Genomic DNA, 19,106 nt, shown 5'->3' with positions numbered 1-19,106 from the left:
GTTACCTTCTCTTCTCTCGTCCGATTTTTCTTCTGCCGGGAAACCGGCAAAGGTGGGTTATGGAAAGATATAGGACTTCCGACCTTACAGCGAACTGTCCGACCGATGAAAAATCCGTAATGTAGCGAAATAATGTTTTCGGGCGGATAAAGACGACTTCTCGCGCAACATTACTTGCCGAGGATATCGTTGAGGCGCGCCTCTTCCTCCGCCGTCAACCGCGTGCCCGTCGGCTTGCCGGCGCCACGTCGGACATAGAGGATAAGAGCAAGCCCACCGAGCACGAAGAGCGCGGCCGGCGCGCCCCAGAGCAACAGCGTCTTTTCGCTGAGCCGCGGCTTCAACAGCACGAACTCGCCGTAGCGAGAAACGATATAGTCGAGCACCTGCTGGTCACTATCGCCTTGGACGAGGCGCTTGCGCACCAAAAAGCGCAGGTCGCGAGCAAGATCGGCATTCGAATCGTCGATCGACTGGTTCTGGCAGACCATGCAGCGCAGCTCAGCCGAGATCGTTCGTGCGCGCGCTTCGAGGGCCTTGTCGGGCAGCACCTCGTCCGGATTGACGGCGAAGGCGGGGGCAGCAAAGAAGAGCAGCGCCAGGGCCAGGAGCAATCGCCGGATCATTCCGCCGGCTCCATGATCGGTCGGGCGGGCTTCGCTTTGCGGCTCGGCGCGCCGACGCGCAGGCGGCGGTCGCTGAGCGAGACGAAGCCGCCGAGCGCCATGACAATGGCGCCGCCCCAGATGCAGATGATGAAGGGTTTCCACCAGATGCGCACGACCATGCCGCCATCTTTGGTCGGATCGCCGAGCGAGACGTAGAGTTGGCTCAGGCCCAGCGTCAGAATGCCCGCTTCGGTCGTCGCCTGGCGGCTGGCGGTAAAGAGACGCTTGGAAGACGAGACGCTGGCGATGGCGGTGCCGCCACGACTAACTGTGAAGCGAGCGCGATCCTCGGTGTAATTCGGACCCACACCCGGCTGAATGCCTTCAAAGCGCAGTGCATAGCCGCCGAGCTCGGCCGTACCGCCCGGTTTCATCTCGGTGATGTTTTCAGTCTGGAATGTCGAGACGGCGACGATGCCGAGCACGGTGATGCCGAGCCCGGCATGGGCAAGCGCCGTTCCGAACGCCGAGCGCGGGAGGCCAATCAGCCGTCGCCACGCGACATTGCCCGCCACTGTGCCAATGCCGGCGCGATACCAAAGTTCGGCGAGCGCACCGAAGACGAGGAAGAAGCCGGCGGCCAGGCCGAAAACCGCAAGCAGCGGTCCGCCATGGCGGACGTAGAACAGCGTCAGGCCAGCGATCAAGGCAAGTCCGGCGGCAACATAAAGCCGCTGCAGCACGCCGAGCAGATCTCCGCGCTTCCAGGCAAGCAGCGGGCCGAAGGGGACCGCGATCAGGATGGGCGTCATCAGCAGGCCGAAGGTCATGTTGAAGAAGGGCGGGCCGACCGAAATCTTGTCGCCGGTCAACGTCTCCAGTGCTAGCGGATAAAGCGTGCCTGTCAGAACCGTACCACAGGCGACTGTCAGGATGAGATTGTTCAGCACCAGCGACCCCTCGCGCGAGATCGGCGCGAACAGGCCGCCGGCTGCCAGTCGTGGTGCGCGGAAGGCAAAGAGCGCCAAGGCACCGCCTATGAAGACGAAGAGGATGCAGAGGATGAAGATGCCGCGCGTAGGATCGCTGGCGAAGGAATGCACTGAGGTCAGCACGCCAGAGCGCACCAGGAAGGTGCCGAGCAGCGACAACGAGAAGGTCAGGATCGCCAGGAGAACCGTCCAGATCTTCAGCGCGTCGCGCTTCTCCATCACCAAGGCGGAATGCAAGAGCGCCGAGCCGGCGAGCCACGGCATGAAGGAGGCGTTCTCCACCGGATCCCAAAACCACCAGCCGCCCCAGCCGAGTTCGTAATAGGCCCAATAAGAACCCATGGCGATGCCCAGCGTCAGGAACGTCCAGGCCGCAAGCGTCCAGGGACGTACCCAGCGCGCCCAGGCGGCGTCTATGCGACCTTCGAGCAAAGCGGCGATGGCGAAGGAAAAGCAGACGGAGAACCCGACATAACCGAGATAAAGCAGCGGCGGGTGGATCGCCAGACCGATATCCTGCAGCACCGGATTAAGGTCCTTGCCCTCCGCCGGGGCAGGATCGAGACGGAGAAACGGATTGGAGGTCAGGAGAATGAAGAGCAGAAAGGCCGACGATATCCAGGACTGCACGGCTAGTACATTGGCGCGCAGCGTGTCCGGTAGGTTGCGCCCGAACAGCGCCACCAAGGCGCTGAACAGCGCCAGGATCAGCAGCCAGAGCATCATCGACCCCTCATGATTGCCCCAGACGCCGGAGATCTTGAAGATCAGCGGCATCAACGAATGAGAATTCTCCCAGACGTTCAGCACGGAGAAATCGGACGCGACATAGGCATAGGTCAAAACGCCGAAGGAAAAGGCGACCAACGCGAACATGACGACGGCGCCGACCGGGGCGATGTCCATCATCGACAATTCGCCCCGCCGCGCGCCGATCACCGGAATGATGGAGACGATGATCGCCGTCGCGAGCGCCAGCACCAGAGCATAGTGTCCTAGCTCGATGATCATTGGCCTGCTTCCTCCCCCTTCCAGACGCCATCCGCCTTCAACTTGTCGGCGACTTCCTTCGGCATGTAGCGCTCGTCATGCTTGGCAAGTACGCTGTCAGCAACAAAGACGTCGCTGCCCTGCTCGAACCTGCCTTCGGTGACCACCCCCTGCCCCTCGCGAAATAGATCGGGCAGGATGCCATTATATTTGACTTTGATCGCATCGGTGCCGTCGGTGACGGAAAATTGAACCTGCGTTCCTGCGCCGCGCACCAGACTGCCCTCACCGACGAGACCACCTAGGCGGATCAGGGTGCCGGCGCTGACCGGGCTCTTGGCGAGATCGGCTGGCATGTAGAAATAGGCCACGGACTGGCTGAAGGCGAAGAGGACGAGCAGTACCGCGACGGCGATGAAGCCCATGCCGCTGGCAATGACAGCCAGACGTTTCTGCTTGCGTGTCATTGCTGCGTCACCCCCGTTGGCAGTCCCAGCTCCTTCGCCAGCGCCAAAAGCTGCTGTCCTTCGCCGCCGTCGGCGGGGAAAGCCTTCAGGCCGCGCTTCAATGCATCCACCGCGCGGTCCTTGTCATTCAAGACGGCATAGGAGCGGATCAACCGCATCCAGCCCTCGAAATTCCTGGGATCTTCCTTGAGCTTGGCATCCAGGCTCTCGACCATGCCACGGATCATCTGCAGACGGTCGCCGCTGTTCATGGCATTTGCAGCAGCAACCTGCTCGGCAGTCGGATTCCCCGGTGCATTGGGGTTTGCCGAACCTTGGGCCATTTCAGCGGTGCCGCCATTCTTTGCGATATGGTCGTTGACGGCGGCCATCCACGGGGCATCGGCGGGCGATTGCTTCGCCAGCGCCTCGAAGGCAGTCTTTGCTTCCGCGGCCTTGCCATCCTGCTCCAGTGCCAAGGCAAGGTAGAACAGCGCGCGGGGGTTATCGGCATCGAGCGCCAGCGATTGCTGCATCGTACTGCGGGCCTCAGCCGTCACGACGCCGTCGGCCTTCATGACCAGAACCTCGCCCAGACCGCCGAGCCGTTCGGCGCTGGGACCGAGCAGGCGGATGACATTGCGATAGGCAAGTTCGGCATCACCGATGCGGTTGGTCTTGAAGTAGATCGGCGCCAACACTTCCCAACCCTTGCCGTCGTCCGGATGCTGCGCCAGATGCCGTTCGACCTTGACAATCGAAATGGCGAGATCGTTGCCGGGGCCTTCGAGGCGCGCTTCCAGCGGCTGGGAGGGCAAGCCGGGATTGCCCTTGACAAGATAAAGACAGAGGCCAAGGACCGGCAGCAGGACGATGATGAAAGCCTGCGAGAGGCGGTAGCCGCCTGCCGGCGTTTTCACGGCACCCGATTTGGTGTTCGAAACGGCAAGAAGGCGGCGGCCGATTTCGGCGCGGGCGTAGCCGGCCTCTTCCGGAGAGATCAGGCCACCTGCGACATCGCGGTCCAGCTCGCGAAGCTGGTCGCGATAGACGGCAGCCTCGCCGGCATGACCGTCCTCAGCCACCTTTGCTCCGCGCAGAAGGGGATAGAGCAGGACGGCGCCGACAATCGCCGTCAGTACGGCCACGAGAATCCAGAACAGCATAGACGCCCAATACTTTAACGGGGCGCTTATTCCAACCGCCAAAGCCGCATTGACGAAGATTTGAGGCGTTTAGCCGCGTTTTTCAAGATTGCGGAATTCTAGTTCAATGGCGTCCAGGTGCCGTCGTCGTTGCGGCAGGCAGCGCCCCTCGCCTGGGTGGACTTGCCGTCGACGGTGATCGTGTGGGTATATTGGCGGCAATTTTGCGAACCAACCTGATAAGGTGCTGCGGCCACGACCTCGCCGATGACGTTCTTGCCGGTCCAGGCGACGGGCTGGCCGAGCGGGGCTGTTTCCAGCGCCCTGTATTCTGCTTCCAACGCCCGTTGTTTGTCGTTGTCGCTGAGCTTGATGCCGGTGCGGCCGACGATGCCGCCCTCTAAGGCCGCGATATAGCGCGTCGAGGCGGCCGGTTTGCCGGAAGAGAGAAAGCCGGTGACGCCACCCTTGCCGCTCGTGGCCGAGCAGGCGGAAAGGACGATGGCGACAAAAAGGGATGCAGCAATAAGAAAAAAGTTGCGAAGCTTCATACAACCGAACCAGTATCAACGAGTAAAACTAGAGGTACTGCGATGCGGCATCACCATGGCGCACCGCATGTTTCTGGCATCATGCCGGACATCACGCAACATCCTTTGTCACCCCCGGTAGAATTAGGCTGGCGCGAAGTCCACCCCAGGAGCCGCGAGACAATTCCAGCCGCCCCTGATATTCGTTGGTGATTTCGCTGACGATCGACAGACCGAGGCCGGTGCCCGGCTTGCTTTCATCCAGCCGGCGGCCGCGCTTCATCGCCTCGCGGATCTGATCCGGCTCCAGGCCCGGGCCGTCGTCCTCGACCACCAGTTCCACCCAGTGACGTCGCGCCGGATCGATGCCCTTCACCTCCGCCGGCGCCTCATTGGCCGCAATGCGCACCTTGCGCTCGGCAAAGCGAGCGGCATTTTCCAGAAGATTGCCTACCGTTTCCTCCAGGTCCTGCTGCTCCATGGCAAGCGACAGGTTGGGTGAAACGGAAAGCTCGAACTCCTTATCGGCATTGAGCCGACGCATGACGCGCACAAGCCGCTCCAACGCTGGCTCCGCATCGGTGCGAGCCAGCACGGATTCGCGTTGCGCGGCGATGCGCGCGCGGTTGAGATAGGATTGCACCTGCCCCTGCATGACCTCGGCTTGGTTCTTGACGAGATCGCCGTGCGAGCGCTCCAGCACGCGGGATTCGTTGAGCAGGACCGCGATCGGCGTCTTCAGCGAATGGGCGAGATTGCCGACCTGCATGCGCGCCCGCTCGACGATGCGGCGGTTGCTATCGATCAGCGCGTTGACCTCGTTGGCGAGCGGCAGGATTTCACGCGGGAATTCCCCCTGCAATCGCTCGCTCTCGCCGGCGCGGATGCGTTCCAGCGCCGCGCGCGCCTTATCGAGTGGCTTGAGACCATAAAGAATGGCGAGCGCGTTGACGACAAGACTGCCGACGCCGAAGCCCACAAGCGCGAAATAGAGGCTGTGGGAAAAATTGCGGACATCGTCCTCCACCACGGCGACATTGCCGGTGACGCGGAAGCGCGCGGCGCGACCGTCGGTGTCGAGCACGACCTCGGTCTCGGCGACCTGCACCCGGTTTCCGAAGGCGTCGGTGACGATGTAGTAGCGCTCGTAATTCTTGTCGAAAGGCGCTTCCAGCACCGAAAGAACAGGCAAGCTCGAGGCGCCGAGCGAGGGGGAAACCAACGGCGTTGCCGTGTAGGTACCGAGCGGTTCGACCATCCAGTACCAACCGGTCTTCGGCTGGGCGAAACGCAGGTCGCCAAGCTGCGGGCTGCCGGACAGCGCCCCTTGATCGCCGATCGTGACCGAGTTGATGACGTTATAGAGCTGCGCCCTCAAGAGATCCTGAAAACCGCGTTCGGCGCTCTTGCGATAGATATTCGATATGACAAGGCCAATCACCACCAGCGCCACGGCGGACCAGAGTGTGGTCAACAGCAGAACGCGAGCGGTTAGCGACTTAATTCGCATTGGTCGGCGCTTGGATGCGGTAGCCGAGACCTCGGACAGTTTCGATCAGGTCGACACCCATCTTCTTGCGCAGACGGCCGACGAAAACCTCGATCGTATTGGAATCGCGATCGAAATCCTGATCGTACATATGCTCGACCAGCTCTGTGCGCGACACGACTTCACCCTTGTGATGCATGAGATAGGCGAGCAGCCGATATTCATGAGAGGTGAGCTTCAGCGGCTTGCCGTCGACCGTGGCCTTCGAGCTTTTGGTATCGAGGCGCACCGGGCCGCAGATGATTTCAGACGAAGAGTGGCCGGCGGCACGGCGGATCAACGCCCGGATGCGAGCCAGCACTTCTTCCACGTGGAAAGGTTTGGCGACGTAATCGTCGGCACCGGCATCGATACCGGCGACTTTGTCACTCCAGCGGTCGCGAGCCGTCAGGATCAGAACCGGCATTCCCCGGCCTGCGCCACGCCATTTCTCCAGAACGGTTATCCCGTCCATCTCCGGCAGGCCGATATCGAGGATGATCGCGTCGTAGGGCTCAGTCTCGCCGAGGAAATGCCCCTCCTCGCCGTCAAAGGCGGTATCGACCACATAACCCGCTTCTTTCAGGGCCTCGGCGAGTTGGCGATTCAAATTGATATCGTCTTCGACTATGAGAATGCGCATGTTTCAACCCAATTTCCCCGGTTCGAGAAATAGTACTGCAAATCAGGCCCGAGTGGAATCGCTCGGCCATAAAGATTTTGCGTGAGATTCAAAGCGTTAGAGTGTTCCTCGCGTGTCGGTGTGAAACTGTTTCCACCTACATCGGCACTTTCATCGTCACCTTGCGCGGCCGCTGGCCATTGCCCTGGACGAGAACGGTAATGACGCAGCTATCGCCTGACGGCTGTGCGGAAAGGAGCTGCCCCCCGGTCTTGGCAACGACTTCGGCGGCAGCCTCGCTGCAGTCGCCGTTCGTACGCGCCACCAGGGTCGGCGTCGGCGCCGGCAGAACAGCCGAGCCGGCCATTACGGCGGCCGCTGCTGCTATGCTCAAGAATGATGCCATTATTCAGACTTCCCACGGGGACATTAACTTGAGCGAATATTTACCCAAATGCGTCTGAATGGCAAATGAATGGGCCGCAATTTTCCACGCGCAGAACGTGCGCGCAGCTGTCCATACCCTCTAAGTCCTTGCGTTAATTCGACCTGGAGGCGACGGTTCGCCAGATGCACCGAACCCCAGCCGCGCACCGTGTCGATGACGCACACGGTGATCGCGATCATTGTCTATCCGTGCCGGTTGACGTTTGCGCTCGACACAGGCTTGCGAGAGCAAGCCAAAAGTTAGTCATTTTTAATCTTTCTTGATTATCATTAACTCATAGGCTCGCGATGATCGGCGATGCTTTATCGGCCGATGCAACTGGCCTTCAAGTGTTTTACGCACGTAAAGCACGGCTGTTTTGTTGAGTCTTTTGAATCATTTACCGTCGCGTTTTCGAGCGTTCAATCGAAGACGTGAGAAGTTGAGTCAGGAACTTCACGCGATGAATCCAAGAGAGGTGAATTTGATTCTGCGGGACTATCCAATCTTTTGAAAAGATTGCCGAAAAGCTGTGTTCGCTGCGAAGCACCCTCTATACCGGCTCACGCGCTGCCGTTGTGCTCTCATAATCCGCCGCGATCCGCACCTCACGCAGCGGGCGGACCCGTTCGATGGAAAGCTGGTAGTTCGGATGTGCCTTGTAGGCGGCAAGAGCCGCTTCATCATCGAATTCGCCGTAGACCACAAGATCGACATCAGTGCCCAGCTGATCGGTCTTCACATTTGTACCGATCTCCAAGAGGCGCGCATGTGGAATGGCCGTGAGGATCGACAGGCCGGAACGGACGGCGTCAAAATTGGCGCGATCGGGAACGGTGAAGAAGACGATGTGGCGGATCACGCGGAAGCTCCTTTTGCACATGCGAAGGCATGGCGCGATAGCATGCGTGCCTGATTATTTCAACGAGTAGCCCGCCCCGCCGGGCTGCCGTTTCGTCGCGCGAGGCTAAGTGGAGCGGATTCCTACAGCGCAGTTGATTGCTATGCTAGTGTTGCAACCATGATCAACGACGACCTTGTTGCCTTTGCGCTCAGCCTGCCGGAAACGGTGGAGAGTTCGCATTTCAAAAACCGGGATTTTCGCGTTCGCGGGAAGATTTTCCTGACGCTTCCGAGCCTGGAGTTCTGCGTTGTCAAGCTGACGCCCGATCAGCAGCAGATAGTGCTGGCAACAGTGTCGGAGCATATCCTCGCCGTGCCGGGTGGTTGGGGGCTCAAGGGCTGGACGCGGATTTTCCATCCTATCGTGGATGACGAAACGATACACGCGCTCGTGCGACAGGCGTGGCGCAATGCGGCGCCGAAATCTATGACCCTACTGGAGGACTAACTTCCATGTCATCTTCCACCGTCAACGGCCAGTCAACGATGTAATCCTCGAAATCATCGAGATCGACATCGTTTTCGCTGACCGTACGACCACGAGCGGAGACGCGGGCTATATGAACCGTTTCGGGATCGCCCGATACCAGCGGATGCCACCAGTAGAGGTCGCGCCCCTCGTTGACGAGGCGGTAGGCGCAGGTGGGCGGCAGCCATTCCAGCTCCGGAACTTTTTCCGGCGTCAGTTGCACGCAATCGGGCACAAAATCCCAGCGGTTCGGATAGCTGGTACAGCGACAGCTTTCGCCATCCATCAGCTTGCAGCGGATCGAGGTGAAATAGACGTCGCCTGTATCCCACTCCTCGATCTTGTTGAGACAACAGAGACCGCAACCATCGCAGAGGCTCTCCCATTCGGGCGTGCTCATCTCCGTCAGTGTCTTGTTTTTCCAGAAAGGGGTATCGTCCATCGTCGTTGTCCTCGCAGCTCGCGAGGGAAATGCGAGCTGCGGCATGCATGTCTCTTGTTCTTTTCCCTAAATCAACCAATTATTCAATCCGCCAATCTATGAGAGGATAGGCTTTGCGTATCCTTAGGGAAGGCGCGAGGCAGCATTGTGGTCGGGAAGTAGAGCGTGGCAGACCCATCCAACCCAGAGAACGGGCCAGAGAACGGGCCAGAGACCAAGCCTGATGCGCAGCCGGAAGGCCAAGCGGAGCAGCGGCCGCGCCGGAAGCGACATTTTTTTCTGCGCATCGATTCCTGGATCGACTCCACTTTATGGAACGCGGGATTTCGCCTCGCCGAATTCTGGGAAGACACAACCATTTTCTTCCGGCGTTTTCGAGCCCGCGGCTGGTGGCGCATCCTCTTCGAACTACTCGGCGAGGGATTGACGCTCGGTACCGCCGGTTCCATCGTCATGCTGATGCTCGCCATGCCGGCGTTCGAAGCCACGCAGGGGGACTGGCGCAATCGCGGCAATTTCGCCGTCACCTTCCTCGATCGCTACGGCAATGTCATCGGTCACCGCGGCATTATTCATGAGAACTCAGTGCCGGTGGACCAATTGCCGGACTATTTTATCAAAGCGGTGTTGGCGACTGAGGACCGACGCTTCTTCGACCATTTCGGGATCGATATCTTCGGCCTCTTTCGGGCATTGACGGTCAACGCTCAAGCCGGCGGTGTCGTCCAGGGTGGCTCGACGCTGACGCAACAGCTTGCCAAGAATATTTTCCTCAGCAACGAGCGCTCGATCGACCGCAAGATCAAGGAGGCCTTCCTCGCGATCTGGCTGGAGGCCAATCTCTCCAAGAAGGAAATCCTCAGCCTCTATCTCGACCGCACCTATATGGGCGGCGGAACCTTCGGCGCAGCAGCAGCAGCGCAGTTCTATTTCGGCAAAAGCATTACCGACGTCAATCTGGCCGAGGCGGCGATGCTGGCCGGCCTGTTTAAGGCACCCGCGAAATATGCGCCGCATGTCAACCTGCCGGCCGCGCGCGCCCGCGCCAACGATGTCCTGACCAACCTCGTACAAAGCGGGTTGATGACCGAGGGACAAGTTATCGCTGCCAGGCGCAACCCCGCCTCGGTCGTCGATCGTGCGCAGATTGAATCACCGGATTTCTTCCTCGACTGGGCTTTCGACGAAGTACAGCGTCTTGCCACTCGCTTTCCGCAGCGATCGCTGATCGTCCGCACGACCATCGACATGGGCCTGCAGAAGGCCACGGAGGATTCGATCGAATCCAGCCTGATGGAATATGGCGAGCGCTATCACGCCTCGCAGGGCGCGAGCGTCATGATCGAAAACGGGGGCGCGGTGCGCGCGATGGTCGGCGGCCGGGACTACGGCGAAAGCCAGTTCAACCGAGCCACCAAGGCACTGCGCCAGCCGGGCTCGTCTTTTAAGATCTACACCTATTCGGTCGCCATGGAGAGCGGCATGACGCCGACATCTACCATCATCGATGCGCCCATTACCTGGGGCAACTGGAGCCCGCACAACTACGAAAACCGCTATGAGGGAAAGGTGACGCTGACGCAGGCGATCGCTCAGTCGATCAATACTGTTCCGGTGCGCCTCGCCAAAGAAAAATTCGGAATCCAGCCGATCCGCGACATGGCGAAAAACTTGGGCGTGGAAACCCCGATCCGCAACGACAAGACCATTCCGATCGGCACCTCGGAGGTAACCGTACTCGATCAGGCAACGGCCTATTCGGTATTCCCGGCGGACGGCATGCAATCGCGCCGCCACGCCATCGCGCAGATCATGAGCTATGACGGCAAGGTGCTCTACGACTTCAATCGCGATGAGCCGCCGGCCAAACGGGTACTCTCCGAAAAAGCCAATTCCTACATGACCCAGATGCTGACACAGATTCCGATCGTCGGCACCGGGCGCAAGGCAGCCCTCGACCATGGCATCGTCATGGGCGGCAAGACGGGCACGACCCAAGCCTATCGCGATGCCTGGTTCATCGGTTTCACCGGCAACTACACCTGCGCAGTCTGGTTCGGCAATGACGACTATACGTCCACCAACAACATGACGGGCGGCACGCTGCCGGCGATGACTTTCAAGAAGATCATGGACTATGCCCACCAGGGCATCGTGCTGAAACCGATCCCCGGCATCGACAACCCCTTCCCGGTGCAAAAACCGCAGACGGTGGCCGCCAAGAAAGCCCAGACGCCGGCCGACAATCCCCTGCCTCCACTCATCCGGCCGCGCTCGCTATCGGTGGACTCCACGAGGATCCTGCGCGATATCGGCGAGAAGCTGAAGGCGGCTGCGCCGCTCGCGGCACAGAAGGTGGCCGAGGCCAAGTAGATTGCGCTGTCCGTTTTATGCGCGCCAATTCCGAACCAAGGTAGTGCCGCTTCTTTTGGTGTGGCGAGGTCCGCAATCAATCGCCTGCACTTCCCCCATCCGTCAGAATCAGGGATAAATCGCCCTCTGATTGGTCATGAGGACGATCTTAAGGTGTTCCGGGTTCCCCTTCTTGTTGCGCTTTCGCTTTTGATCGCCTTCGGCGGGGGGATATTATTCACGCTTTTTGCGCTGGACGCGACCTCCGGTTTCGGGGCAATTAAGCTCGGTGTGTGGCAGGCATTTCCGGAAATGCACACGGTCGACGCCGACCCTTATGCGAAATCGCATCGCGCCCGCGCCGGGCGGTTGCTCTATGGCAGCGCGGAGGGGCTGGTGTTCACCGCCTCCGATGACGATTCCGGCGCGCCGTTGACCGCTGGCTGCAGCTATCGCATCAGCGGCCAGACACCTCCGGCGCGGCTATGGACCCTGTTCATCGCGGGCAGTGACGGCGAGCCGCTCGACCCATCTCCCGGCCGGCCGTCCGCGCTCAATTCATGGGTCGTGCTGCGCAATCCGGATTCGAGCTTCACCATCACCGTTTCGCCCGATGCCCAGGCAGGCAATTGGCTGGCACCGCCGGCCTCCGGTAGCTTCCGTCTGGTGTGGACGCTTTTGGACTCGCCTGCAGCCGGCAATTCCGGCCTCATCGATCTGTCCATGCCGAAGCTCGTAAAAATCGGGTGCGGCCATGTTTAGGATCGTCTTCGCCGTCCTAACAGGCGTACTTGGTGCGGCACTGTTGCATGTCATCATCATCCTCTCGCTACCGCATTTTTCCGACCGCGACGCCTATACCCGCGTCGAGGACGAAGGCGACGAGAACCATTTCTATACGCTGGACGATAAGAATGACGATGCGGGGCTTTCCAACAGCGATCCGTATATCCGCACGGCCGTCTGCGCCTTTGACATCAGCACCCAACCGATCCGCCTGACGGCCAAGGGGAAGGTGCCGTTCTGGTCACTCTCGGTCTATGACGCGGCATCGAACGAGGTGTTCAGCATGAGCGACCGGACCTCTGTCGGCGGAATGCTGGATTTGCTGATCGCCTCACCGATCCAGCTCACAGGAATCCGCAAGGCGCTGCCACCATCACTTGCACAGTCGATCCTGGTAGAGGCTCCACGCGCGGAGGGTTATGTGGTGCTGCGCACCTTGGCACCCCAGGCGAGTTTTGGTGACGCAGCCCGGGATTTCTTGTCCGGAGCCGGATGCGATGAGTTCAGCGGGCAGTGAGATTTGGCTGAAAAGCTGGGGACCAGGACGGTTAGAACAGGCGGTCCGACCTCAGGAGTATCGTGGCGCATGCCACGATACTGAAAACACGTAAACGGCGTAGCGCCGGCGCTTCTCGCCAGCATCTTGCCGGACTATTTACGCTTCGCCCGCTTCGGTCCCGTTCCCGGGCGATGAGAGCTGACGTCAAGGCGCTCGTAGCGCACGCCGGTGAACAGAAGAATCTTCGCCTCGACCGGCTCCTTTTGGGCCCGCGGCGGTAACTGCGACCTTCGGTCCAACAGGGATATGATCTCTGCCATTCTCGTCTCCATTTGCGGCCCGAGACGGATGAACTTGCGACTAATTTCACCCTGCCCGCGATTCAGGCGGGCTGGCGCTCCCTTCAGTCCTTGCCGCCTCCTGCGACTCCGACAAAAGGGCATTCACGCCATTCTCACGGCATTGCTCAAACACCGTGACATGGACGCCCAACTGTGGCGACCATGCGAACAATCATGCGACTAAGCACTGCAAATCGCTGCTTTCACCCGAATTGAGACATACTGTAGTTAACAGAATGCTAAGCATTGCCGTACCTCGCTTGAGCTCTCCCCAAGCGTTCGCGGCACCGTGATCATGTAACGCTGAGAGGGCGGATTTGGTTTCATATGCGATGTAAAAATCGCAAAGATCATTTTGCTCATAAAACATCGCGAAATCATGTTCTTAGGCACAGAAAAGCCATTATCTGCGAATCGCCGCTCAAGCCCACGCGTTGCAGAAAAGTGTCACGCAAATATTATTTGCGGCAACGAAAATTTAACGTATTGTATCGAGCGCAACAGAGGGCGGGCAATGTCTGCGACGGCCAATTCCTTCTTCTCCCCGGAGGACATCACGGTCCTGCGTGGTGCGCTGGACAAATGGTGTTTAGAGAAGCGGATAGATATCAAAAGCACCGAGGCCCAGTTCGCGGCAACGGCAGCGATCGGCCTCTTTCAATCCGGATACAACACCGCCGACAAGCTGCTGGCGGCGCTGCGGGAGCATAAAGGGATCTGAGTTCCTGCCGCCACCCGAAGAATAAACCCTCGAAGCTCTTATAGGTTGAACGGGATAGTCAGCGCTCGGCGGTGAAACAGTCGCCACAACTCTCGAGTGCCCGCAGGCACACCGAATTCGACGAAAATTCTCCGGCTCTTTCGGCGCAAGCTTAACGCGCAATTTTTATTTGGATTTTAATAAAGTTTTCACCAACCGTTAACCCTGCGCCCCTTACTCTTCCCAAAAAGCCAGATCAGGACGACCGTGTCCACGCCCGTTTCGACAGCCACCGCCGCTTGCGCCCGTATGAACCAGAGCGCGATCCGGCTCGGCCAAAGAAGGACGCAGCGCCGCACGGTTTTGCCGATCAGGCTCCCGTCTTTTTTGTTTCGCGTATCAGTATGGGTGTTGGCGTGCGTGACCGGTTTCGAGACCTTGAAGAGCCTGCGACTGTGCGTAAGAAAGATGTGGTTCTGATGGCGACGGTCACCAGTTTCGAGGGCCTGACACATCCGTCGAAATCGGAGCTTCGCCAGTTTGCCGAACTCTTTACCCCTCTCTTCCAGGCCTCCTCCGAGGAGGCAAAACGCCAGGCAGTCGCCGCACTCTCGCAATGCCCGACGGTGCCGCCGGCCGTTGCTCTCTTCATCGGCTGCCAGCCGATTGCGATCGCCGCTCCGTTTCTAGCAACTTCGCAAGCGATCGACGACGATACGCTGATCACCATCGCCCGCACCCAGGGCGCCGCGCACGCAAAAGCGATCGTCCGTCGTCCGTCGTTGTCTCCCAAGGTCATCGACGCCCTCGTCAGCCTGCACCAGTCCGAGCCGGAGCGCGGCATGACCCTATCGGAGACCTTGTTGGGCGTCTCCGCTCCGACCCCACAGCTCGAACCGAACACAGCGGATGCCGAGCGCCTCGCCCGCGAGGAAGCCCTGCGGCAGAAGATCAAACAGATCGCCCGCCATCTCGGCCGCAACGACAGTGACCGTTTGGGTCTGCGCAGCCTTTCGCCCGTACAGGAAGCGTTGCTGGTGCGTTTTGCCCGTGAGCGCGAGGCGCAGCAATTTGCCACCACGCTTGCCGACGCCCTCTCCTCCAGCCGCTGGCTTGCGGAGCGCATCATGATCGACACGTCAGGCCAGCAACTTGCGGTAACACTCGTCAGCCTCGGCATGGGATTTGCCGACGCCGTCTATGTGTTGGAGCGATTCTATCCGCATTTGGCCGAACAGCATGGCAGCATCAGCCGTGCATGGCTGGTGCTCGACAGCATCGATGCCGAGGAAAGTCGGGCTCGTGTCGAAGCCTGGCGCCGCGCCGACAGCTACACCTATCTGCCGCCGGAACAGAAGCCCGCGCCGCGCTCCGGCGCGCCGCTTTTCGGCAACAAGGCAAGTCCGATCCGCGAGTTGCGTGTCGTCAGCCGGTCACGGTGACTTCATTCGTTCTTGACGTGTTGCCTATTTCCGCTACCTGCTAAGAACGCAGCCTGATCGAAAGCCCGCCGATCCATACACGCGGACAATGACATGAACCATGATGCGACTGCCCATTCTTTGACCGGCGGCTGCCAATGCGGCGCCATTCGATTTGCCTGCGACTTCCCACCTTAAAACGTGCACGTGTGCCACTGCCGAATGTGCCAGAAAGCGGTCGGCGGGCCGTTCGCCATCATCTGCCCTGTCAGGAAGACGGCGTTTCGGGTGACGCGCGGTGCGTTTTCCTGGTTTCAGAGTTCCACTTTGGCACGGCGTGGGTTTTGCTGAGATTGCGGCACGCCCATGATTTTCGAATACCCGGAATTCGAGGACATAGGCATTCTCGTGGGAACCTTCGACCAGCCCGATCGGGTGCCACCCGTTGTTCAATTCGGCAACGAGAGCAGGGTCTCGTGGTATTCCAGCTTGCCTGAACTCCCGGGAGATCATCCCACCTATGCCGTTGATCCGAATGGGTACCTGCCCCGCATCATCGCATCGAACCGGCAGCACCCCGACCATGACACCGACGAGTGGCCGCCAGGAACAGTTTTAACGGATCGCCTGCCCTGACCGCCGACAGGGCTATCTCTTTGTCAAAGAGGATTGCTGCGCTGCTCGGCCATAGGCACGATATCGCCTATATCGTCCGTTTCCAGCTCGATGATCCAGAGATCGGGATCGAATTTCAGCTCGCGGTCGAGCATCTGCCTGACATCTTCGGGTTCCCGGCGGTTCATGCGAACCTCGAACAGGCGCGTCCCGCTTTCCTCTTGATCGAAGAAGCTTTGCGGAGCGGGGGCATAGAGCGTTTCCAGGCCATCGCGAAAACGCTGGCGGATGAAGATCGCCCCGGCCTCCTCCGCGCCCTTGTGTTCGACGGCGGCGAAATCGCCGCGCGCAAAAAGACGGCGGGTCAAGGCGGAAACGAAGATGTCGCTGCGCAATCTCATGGGCAGAGCTATAGCGGCCAGTCGAGGACGAGGCAACCAACGGGAGAAGATTAAAGCGCCCCGATATCCTGCAGTTTCTTCAGGACCGCCATGTCGGGCTCGCCGGTTTCCGGCAGCCGGTAGTGCTTCTGGAAGCGGCGGATGGCGGCCTTGGTCTGTTCGCCGGCAACACCGTCGACGCTGACATTGCTATAGGCGATATTGCTCAAACCCTTCTGGATCTGCATCACCATGTTGACGGTGTTGACCGCATCGCTTGGCGCGCTCTTGGGCGCAGCGCTCGTCTTGATATCTTTCTCGGCGCTCCGAATGGCGGCGGCGACGGGATCAATGGCGGAAGCGTTGGCCGAGGCATTGACGGGCCGGTCCGCCGGAACAGCCGCAACCGTCGTCTTGGAGGTGGTGTGGGCACCGGCGCCCGCATCACTAGCCTTAAGCGCGGCCAGCAGCTCCGGGCTTACCACGCCGGTCTGTGCCAGTCCGGACGCTTCCTGGAAGAACAGGATGGCTGCGGTCGTGCGCGATCCGATGACACCGTCCGCCGCGCCGTCATAAAGGCCGCGGCGAACCAGTTCGACCTGCACGTCGGCAACCAGCTTCGATGGCGCTGATGTCGGCGCGGCCGGCGCCTGTGTTGCCGGCAGGCTGGCGGTTTGAACCGTTTCGGCGGGAGGAGCCGCCTGCAGATTGGACGGGGCGGCATTTGCCGCCGTCGAGTCCTGCCGCTCGATGCGGAAGGTGGTGACGTTGCCGGCATCGGATTGTTGCGCATGCAAGAAGGGTTTGCGGCCGGGGATCTGATAGGGAAACTTGGGATCGCGCGTGCGCAGCAGCGGCGACGGGTGCGTGCCCGTCTGATACCAGAGCGCATTGGTCGTCACGAAACCGAAAACCGTGAAAAAGATCGCGATACCGCCAGCAATCGCCGGATGCCGGCCGACGGCGCCGCCAAACACGCCGGCCAGCGCACCCGCACCGCGTACACCGAGGCCCCCCAACGCGCCAGCACCGCGCAGGCCGAGGCTGCCGACGGCAACCGCCCCCCGGGAAGCAAGGCCGGGCTGCTTGCGCCTGCCCCTGCCCTTTCCCTTAGGCGATTTTCGCTTTTGCGGGGCCATTAACCTCTTCCTCTTTTTGCTTCTCGTTCATCTCCAGATTATGTTTCAGACGCGGCGGAAAATCGACTGTGCGGCTGACATCCACAGGCGGCTGTATCGCCACAGCGCCAGAACCGTCGAACGGGATGAGGATCGTTATCGCCGTGCCCTCGCCCGGCGCGCTGGCGATGGCAAAGCTGCCGCCATGCAGCGCCACCAGCCCCTTGACCAGCGACAGGCCAAGCCCGGTGCCGGCGTAGCGGCGGGTATAATCGTTCTGGATCTGCACGAATGGCTGACCCAGCGAGGCGAGTCGCTCACTAGCTATGCCGATGCCGGTGTCGCTGACCGAAAGCTTCAGCATCCGGTCGGTCATCGCCGCATCGATGGTGATGGCGCCGCCGGCATCGGTAAACTTGATGGCATTGCCGACGAGATTGATGAGAATCTGTTGGATGGCGCGCTGATCGGCGACGATATCACCGAGGCCACGCTGCACACGGCTCGTCAACGTCAGTCCTTTTTCCTTTGCCTGCAGAGCCAGCATGGCTTCGCAAGCACCGATGCAAGTCTCAATCGGGAAAGGCTCGAGCAGAAGTTCGTAACGGCCAGCTTCAATCTTGCTCATGTCAAGCATGGTGTTGACGACCGAGAGCAGATGCGCGCCGGACTGACGGATGAGGCCGACATATTCCCGTTGGCGATTATTCTCGAGCTTGCCGAAATATTCGCCGCTGAGGATGTCGGAAAACCCGAGGATAGCGTTGAGCGGCGTGCGCAGCTCATGGCTGACTGCGGCGAGGAAGCGCGACTTGGCATCATTGGCCGATTCAGCTTCCGCCGCCTTGCGGGCGGCCTCCTCGCGAAGTTGCCGATCATAGGAAATATCGCGCGACTGGCTGACGATCCCGGTCAACCGACCTTCGCTGTCGCGGCGCGCACTCATTTCCATGCAGATATGGACGAACTGGTCGTTGCCCTCGACAACGGCCGAGCGTTCCAAACGCAGGTTGACGTCAAGCGCATCGCGGCCCTGGCGAAGCGTATCGACGGCCTGCAGGAAGAGGATGCGGTCAGAGACGTGCACCTGCTCGACAAAGCCGCGGCCGGAGGGGTCGCGCATCCAGCTCAAGAAGTCGGCCCGGTCGCGGCCGCCGGCGGCGGTGACGTTACCCTGCGAGTCGAACAGAAGCACGAGACCGCGAGCCGCCTCCAGCATGAGATCACGATGTTCGACGACGACGGCTTCGACCGGCCCGCAGGCAGGGCGCTGGCGCGACAAAGCGATGCTGCCGACGGCGGAAAACAGGAAGCCTGCGCAGACGGTGGCAACGCCAACCGGTAGCGCCACGGCAGGACTGGTGATGAAGGAGAGCCCCATCGGAACAACGACAAGGGCCGCGGACGAGGCAAGCACGAGCCGGCGAAGGATCGCCAATTCCTGTCCACGGACCTCGCCGTTCCCGCTTGTACGGGAAAGCCAGCTTCCGCCTGCCCGGTCCACGAAGGCTCCAGCCCTGCCAGCCATGTTACTCAATACGCGCACACCAAAACCCGTACAAACGGTCACTTATTTAACCGCACAATAGGCCTCGGCGACTTAAGGAAAGAATAAAGAACGGCCCTACGGATCAGTCCAAAAAGCCCGAAAATCTCGTTTTGGCGCACATGGCGAGACCTTTGACTTTTGTGGTTAACGGCGGGTAAGCAGCGGATTTTATTTAGATTTCCGTTACACGTTAACCTTTGCGCGGTGGCCGATGTCCGCAAATCCCTGGATATCAGGCAGATC

Annotated in this window: 21 protein-coding genes and 2 pseudogenes; 8 read left to right on the top strand and 15 right to left on the bottom strand. The window is 60.2% G+C overall.

Annotation, left to right across the window (positions count from 1 at the left end; genetic code table 11):
• Positions 1-170 precede the first annotated feature (170 nt).
• The 9 genes from PY650_RS01740 to PY650_RS01700 all read right to left on the bottom strand — a co-directional run bounded on the left by PY650_RS01740 (position 171) and on the right by PY650_RS01700 (position 8,150).
• Positions 171-626, bottom strand: coding sequence for a cytochrome c-type biogenesis protein (locus PY650_RS01740; protein ID WP_285877353.1), 456 nt, complete (start codon positions 624-626; stop codon positions 171-173).
• Positions 623-2,611, bottom strand: a complete 1,989-nt coding sequence (locus tag PY650_RS01735) for a heme lyase CcmF/NrfE family subunit (protein WP_285877352.1) — start codon at positions 2,609-2,611, stop codon at positions 623-625. Before PY650_RS01735 ends, PY650_RS01740 begins: the two co-directional genes overlap by 4 nt.
• The gene (ccmE, locus tag PY650_RS01730; protein WP_285877351.1) at positions 2,608-3,057 is read right to left on the bottom strand and encodes a cytochrome c maturation protein CcmE; all 450 of its coding nucleotides are present in this window, start codon (positions 3,055-3,057) and stop codon (positions 2,608-2,610) included. The genes PY650_RS01735 and ccmE overlap by 4 nt, the downstream gene beginning before the upstream one ends.
• Positions 3,054-4,202, bottom strand: a complete 1,149-nt coding sequence (gene ccmI, locus PY650_RS01725; protein ID WP_285877350.1) for a c-type cytochrome biogenesis protein CcmI — start codon at positions 4,200-4,202, stop codon at positions 3,054-3,056. The genes ccmE and ccmI overlap by 4 nt, the downstream gene beginning before the upstream one ends.
• 98 nt (positions 4,203-4,300) lie before the next feature.
• The gene (locus PY650_RS01720; RefSeq protein WP_285877349.1) at positions 4,301-4,732 is read right to left on the bottom strand and encodes an RT0821/Lpp0805 family surface protein; all 432 of its coding nucleotides are present in this window, start codon (positions 4,730-4,732) and stop codon (positions 4,301-4,303) included.
• Between the two features lie 91 nt (positions 4,733-4,823).
• Positions 4,824-6,221, bottom strand: a complete 1,398-nt coding sequence (locus PY650_RS01715; protein ID WP_285877348.1) for a sensor histidine kinase — start codon at positions 6,219-6,221, stop codon at positions 4,824-4,826.
• Positions 6,211-6,882, bottom strand: a complete 672-nt coding sequence (locus PY650_RS01710) for a response regulator transcription factor (RefSeq protein ID WP_120703601.1) — start codon at positions 6,880-6,882, stop codon at positions 6,211-6,213. The genes PY650_RS01715 and PY650_RS01710 overlap by 11 nt, the downstream gene beginning before the upstream one ends.
• Before the next feature lie 136 nt (positions 6,883-7,018).
• Positions 7,019-7,267, bottom strand: coding sequence for a hypothetical protein (locus tag PY650_RS01705; RefSeq protein ID WP_285877347.1), 249 nt, complete (start codon positions 7,265-7,267; stop codon positions 7,019-7,021).
• A gap of 574 nt (positions 7,268-7,841) precedes the next feature.
• Positions 7,842-8,150, bottom strand: a complete 309-nt coding sequence (locus tag PY650_RS01700; RefSeq protein WP_285877346.1) for a Dabb family protein — start codon at positions 8,148-8,150, stop codon at positions 7,842-7,844.
• Positions 8,151-8,309: 159 nt separating this feature from the next.
• Here PY650_RS01700 and PY650_RS01695 point away from each other — a divergent pair, with 159 nt between their 5' ends.
• Positions 8,310-8,639: an MmcQ/YjbR family DNA-binding protein gene (locus tag PY650_RS01695; RefSeq protein ID WP_285877345.1), complete on the top strand. Its 330-nt coding sequence runs from the start codon at positions 8,310-8,312 to the stop codon at positions 8,637-8,639.
• On the opposite strand, the gene PY650_RS01690 is transcribed toward PY650_RS01695, so the two are convergent.
• Entirely contained in the window at positions 8,617-9,102 is a 486-nt protein-coding gene (locus tag PY650_RS01690; RefSeq protein ID WP_285877344.1) for a YcgN family cysteine cluster protein, read from the bottom strand. The genes PY650_RS01695 and PY650_RS01690 overlap by 23 nt on opposite strands.
• A gap of 165 nt (positions 9,103-9,267) precedes the next feature.
• Here PY650_RS01690 and PY650_RS01685 point away from each other — a divergent pair, with 165 nt between their 5' ends.
• The 3 genes from PY650_RS01685 to PY650_RS01675 all read left to right on the top strand — a co-directional run bounded on the left by PY650_RS01685 (position 9,268) and on the right by PY650_RS01675 (position 12,757).
• Positions 9,268-11,475: a transglycosylase domain-containing protein gene (locus PY650_RS01685; RefSeq protein WP_285877343.1), complete on the top strand. Its 2,208-nt coding sequence runs from the start codon at positions 9,268-9,270 to the stop codon at positions 11,473-11,475.
• Between the two features lie 153 nt (positions 11,476-11,628).
• Complete coding sequence (locus PY650_RS01680; RefSeq protein WP_285877342.1) at positions 11,629-12,216, top strand: DUF1214 domain-containing protein; 588 nt, start codon at positions 11,629-11,631, stop codon at positions 12,214-12,216.
• Positions 12,209-12,757: a DUF1254 domain-containing protein gene (locus tag PY650_RS01675; protein WP_285877341.1), complete on the top strand. Its 549-nt coding sequence runs from the start codon at positions 12,209-12,211 to the stop codon at positions 12,755-12,757. Before PY650_RS01680 ends, PY650_RS01675 begins: the two co-directional genes overlap by 8 nt.
• Before the next feature lie 134 nt (positions 12,758-12,891).
• Here the strand turns inward: PY650_RS01675 and PY650_RS01670 are convergent, their stop codons facing one another.
• The gene (locus PY650_RS01670) at positions 12,892-13,059 is read right to left on the bottom strand and encodes a hypothetical protein (protein ID WP_285877340.1); all 168 of its coding nucleotides are present in this window, start codon (positions 13,057-13,059) and stop codon (positions 12,892-12,894) included.
• 535 nt (positions 13,060-13,594) lie between these two features.
• Between PY650_RS01670 and PY650_RS01665 the strand changes: the two genes are divergently transcribed.
• The 4 genes from PY650_RS01665 (at position 13,595) to PY650_RS01650 (ending at position 15,837) form a co-directional block, all read left to right on the top strand.
• Positions 13,595-13,801 (top strand): hypothetical protein, encoded by a 207-nt coding sequence (locus PY650_RS01665; RefSeq protein WP_285877339.1) that lies wholly within the window; start codon positions 13,595-13,597, stop codon positions 13,799-13,801.
• Between the two features lie 383 nt (positions 13,802-14,184).
• Positions 14,185-15,222 carry a DUF2336 domain-containing protein gene (locus tag PY650_RS01660; RefSeq protein WP_432761478.1) on the top strand — a complete coding sequence of 346 codons (1,038 nt, stop codon included), beginning with the start codon at positions 14,185-14,187 and terminating at the stop codon, positions 15,220-15,222.
• A 180-nt stretch (positions 15,223-15,402) separates the two neighbouring features.
• The gene (locus tag PY650_RS01655) at positions 15,403-15,552 is read left to right on the top strand and encodes a GFA family protein (protein WP_349644472.1); all 150 of its coding nucleotides are present in this window, start codon (positions 15,403-15,405) and stop codon (positions 15,550-15,552) included.
• A gap of 15 nt (positions 15,553-15,567) precedes the next feature.
• Positions 15,568-15,837 (top strand): GFA family protein, encoded by a 270-nt coding sequence (locus PY650_RS01650; protein WP_285877336.1) that lies wholly within the window; start codon positions 15,568-15,570, stop codon positions 15,835-15,837.
• Positions 15,838-15,860: 23 nt separating this feature from the next.
• Here PY650_RS01650 and PY650_RS01645 read toward each other — a convergent pair whose 3' ends face one another.
• The 4 genes and pseudogenes from PY650_RS01645 to PY650_RS01630 all read right to left on the bottom strand — a co-directional run bounded on the left by PY650_RS01645 (position 15,861) and on the right by PY650_RS01630 (position 18,842).
• Positions 15,861-16,217 (bottom strand): DUF1491 family protein, encoded by a 357-nt coding sequence (locus tag PY650_RS01645; protein WP_285877335.1) that lies wholly within the window; start codon positions 16,215-16,217, stop codon positions 15,861-15,863.
• Positions 16,218-16,267: 50 nt separating this feature from the next.
• Positions 16,268-16,438, bottom strand: a pseudogene (locus tag PY650_RS01640) (peptidoglycan-binding domain-containing protein); the annotation flags it as partial.
• 225 nt (positions 16,439-16,663) lie between these two features.
• Positions 16,664-17,335 (bottom strand): annotated as a pseudogene (locus tag PY650_RS01635) (peptidoglycan-binding domain-containing protein); the annotation flags it as partial.
• Positions 17,307-18,842 carry a sensor histidine kinase gene (locus PY650_RS01630; RefSeq protein ID WP_285877562.1) on the bottom strand — a complete coding sequence of 512 codons (1,536 nt, stop codon included), beginning with the start codon at positions 18,840-18,842 and terminating at the stop codon, positions 17,307-17,309. The pseudogene PY650_RS01635 and the gene PY650_RS01630, both read right to left, overlap by 29 nt.
• Between the last annotated feature and the right edge of the window lie 264 nt (positions 18,843-19,106).

The sequence above is a fragment of the Martinezella calliandrae genome (assembly GCF_030272695.1).
In the GTDB taxonomy this organism is placed as follows: Bacteria; Pseudomonadota; Alphaproteobacteria; order Rhizobiales; family Rhizobiaceae; genus Rhizobium; species Rhizobium calliandrae.
This window is presented reverse-complemented; position numbering and strand designations above follow the sequence as displayed.